Source organism: Winogradskyella litorisediminis (assembly GCF_042675765.1).
GTDB classification, from domain to species: Bacteria; Bacteroidota; Bacteroidia; order Flavobacteriales; family Flavobacteriaceae; genus Winogradskyella; species Winogradskyella litorisediminis.
This window is the reverse complement of record NZ_JBHTJL010000007.1, coordinates 1-1792: the sequence shown is the minus strand read 5'-3', so window position 1 is coordinate 1792 and position 1792 is coordinate 1. Positions and strand designations below refer to the sequence as shown.

Here is a 1792-nt window from a genome sequence, read left to right as displayed (position 1 = left end):
GTTTTTCAAGATTCAATGATTTTTTTATGTCAATTTTCAGGATGTTCATTTTTTAAATGCACTACAACGGTCTCGGCTATGAGTAGTTGCTTGGGTTAGCACTTAACTTTGCAAGTACACACCAAACTGAAAATCCGCGAGGATTTTCAGAAGTAGGCGAGAACAAGCAATTACTTATAGCCATTGTTGTATGCAGTTTTTTATTTCAGTCGTTTTTTTATGTCCATTCGTTGGTGTAAAACTCTAACAATTTCCACGATATTATTTTCCACTTTTCTATAAAAAATCAGATGTGATTTTATTTTGGTCACTCGATAATTCTTTCGAGTTTGTTCTGCTGACTTTCCTGTCATAAAGTTATCAGCAATAAATTCAATTTCCGTAATTATCAAGTCATAATATCTGTCAGCTTGTTCTTTAGACCATTTATTAAGGGTGTAAATCCAAATTTTATCTAAATCCTCAATCGCTTGTTGACTTATGTGATATTTGTTTTTACTCATAAGTGTTTACGATGTAATTCTTTCAGATGTTGTTTTGGGTCAAAGTTTTCAACAAATCCGCTATTTTCTCCGACTTCGAGAGCTTTAATCAGTTCTCTTTCCTTTTTTTCTTCACGTTCTAACAAACGCAAGGCAGAACGAATTACTTCGCTAACCGAACCATATCTTCCAGAGTTTACTTCTTCTCTTATAAAATCCTCAAAATGATTTCCGAGTGATATTGATGTGTTTTTTCCCATTTTGACTATATTTTTTTTCAAATATACCAAATATTGGTAACGTAGCCAAATTGCATACAACGTGTTTGTATATGGTTTGTTGCGTGGTTAAGCAACTAAGTTAACAAATAAAAACCGAATAGAAAATCCGCGAGGATTTTCGTAAGTAGGCTAGAACCAAGCAATAAATTATATACAGTGTTGTAACACGTTTTTTATTCCGTTATATTATTTTTCACTCGGATTATTGTATCCCAAATTTTGTCTTCTTCCTGTTTGTTTTTCCCTTCAACTACAAATTCCATTTCTTCTTCTGATGCTTTTCTACCATCTTCTGAAGAAAATGTTATTGAAACTTTTGCGTCATATTCTAATTTATTTAAAGCGTGAATATACTTATTAGTCAAATAAGAAACTCTCGTTTTTGTACCAGATTGTCCTTGCCAACTGTCGTTAAATTCTTGTGCGTATAAATAAATTTTAATTACCATTTATTCCTCTTTTTCTTTTAAATATTTTAATAAATCAATAAGATGTTGTTCCGAATGAGTTCTCATAGAAAATTCAAATTCCCAAAGAGCATTCATTTCGCTTGTGTTGTCCATTTTCCATTTAACAGCTAATAAATCTTTGATTATATCAGTTAGGTCGTCTAAAGCGTCTCCAATTCCGATTTCTACGTTCGGTTCCATTCTGTTTAAATCCAAAACCATACTATACCAATCGAAATCTGGGAAATTAGACTTCACATTTTCTTTTATTTCGTTGTAATCAAAAGCAGGTTCTTCATCATAATCCGTTTCGTCAAATTCAAATTCTACATTTATAAATTCCGAGTAAATTCCAACTAACAGTTTTTTCAGAACATCAGTTTTGTTTGTCAATTCCACTTTTGGATTAATTCCGAATTCCGTGATTTGGTCTATTAATTCTCTTAATTTACTCAATTTTTATTGGTTTGGTCAAATGTGTTACAACGGTTTTGTGTATGGCTCGTTGCGGGAAATCAGCTATGATTTTCCGCCGTAACCGAAAGATAGCAAATTGCAATGAATTCCGATTAGGAATTCA

At 32.1% G+C, this 1792-nt stretch carries 4 protein-coding genes; all 4 read right to left on the bottom strand.

The features are described from left to right. Window positions 1–200: 200 nt before the first annotated feature. The 4 genes from ACFQ1Q_RS02265 to ACFQ1Q_RS02250 all read right to left on the bottom strand — a co-directional run bounded on the left by ACFQ1Q_RS02265 (window position 201) and on the right by ACFQ1Q_RS02250 (window position 1668). Window positions 201–503 carry a type II toxin-antitoxin system RelE/ParE family toxin gene (locus ACFQ1Q_RS02265; RefSeq protein ID WP_386127562.1) on the bottom strand — a complete coding sequence of 101 codons (303 nt, stop codon included), beginning with the start codon at window positions 501–503 and terminating at the stop codon, window positions 201–203. Continuing rightward, a complete protein-coding gene (locus tag ACFQ1Q_RS02260; RefSeq protein WP_028284019.1) occupies window positions 500–742 on the bottom strand; it encodes a type II toxin-antitoxin system ParD family antitoxin in 243 nt (80 codons plus the stop codon). The genes ACFQ1Q_RS02265 and ACFQ1Q_RS02260 overlap by 4 nt, the downstream gene beginning before the upstream one ends. Window positions 743–936: 194 nt before the next feature. Beyond that, window positions 937–1212: a hypothetical protein gene (locus tag ACFQ1Q_RS02255; protein WP_386127559.1), complete on the bottom strand. Its 276-nt coding sequence runs from the start codon at window positions 1210–1212 to the stop codon at window positions 937–939. After that, the gene (locus ACFQ1Q_RS02250; RefSeq protein ID WP_386127557.1) at window positions 1213–1668 is read right to left on the bottom strand and encodes a DUF5063 domain-containing protein; all 456 of its coding nucleotides are present in this window, start codon (window positions 1666–1668) and stop codon (window positions 1213–1215) included. Window positions 1669–1792 lie beyond the last annotated feature (124 nt).

Coding starts and splice junctions, on each gene's coding strand:
- ACFQ1Q_RS02265 (WP_386127562.1), bottom strand. CDS start 503: ATGAGTAAAAACAAATATCACATAAGTCAACAAGCGATTGAGGATTTA.
- ACFQ1Q_RS02260 (WP_028284019.1), bottom strand. CDS start 742: ATGGGAAAAAACACATCAATATCACTCGGAAATCATTTTGAGGATTTT.
- ACFQ1Q_RS02255 (WP_386127559.1), bottom strand. CDS start 1,212: ATGGTAATTAAAATTTATTTATACGCACAAGAATTTAACGACAGTTGG.